The 311-nt window shown below is 50.2% G+C and carries 1 tRNA gene and 1 rRNA gene; both read right to left on the bottom strand.

The features are described 5' to 3' along the window. Positions 1 to 51: 51 nt before the first annotated feature. Positions 52 to 127 (bottom strand) — tRNA-Val (locus tag RVS70_RS23205). A 58-nt stretch (positions 128 to 185) separates the two neighbouring features. Continuing rightward, positions 186 to 301 (bottom strand): 5S ribosomal RNA (rrf, locus tag RVS70_RS23200). Between the last annotated feature and the right edge of the window lie 10 nt (positions 302 to 311).

Below are 311 nucleotides of genomic sequence, written 5' to 3'. Positions count from 1 at the left end.
ACCTACTGATTACAAGTCAGTTGCTCTACCAGTTGAGCTAGGCCGGCTTTATGGTGGAGGATGCAGGGCTCGAACCTGCGACCCCTTGCTTGTAAGGCAAGTGCTCTCCCAGCTGAGCTAATCCTCCGATGCACTATGTGCAACGCATAAATAAATTGCGTTTTGAATTAAAAATTAAGTATAATGCCTGGCGGCGTCCTACTCTTGCAGGGGCAAAGCCCCAACTACCATCGGCGCTGGAGAGCTTAACTTCTGTGTTCGGCATGGGAACAGGTGTGACCTCTCCGCTATTGCTACCAGACCTAAAGGAT

The sequence above is a fragment of the Virgibacillus sp. M23 genome (assembly GCF_034190895.1).
Taxonomy (GTDB): domain Bacteria; phylum Bacillota; class Bacilli; order Bacillales; family Amphibacillaceae; genus Virgibacillus; species Virgibacillus salarius.
The sequence above is the reverse complement of the archived record's forward strand: the minus strand, read 5'-3'. Positions and strand labels throughout refer to the sequence as shown.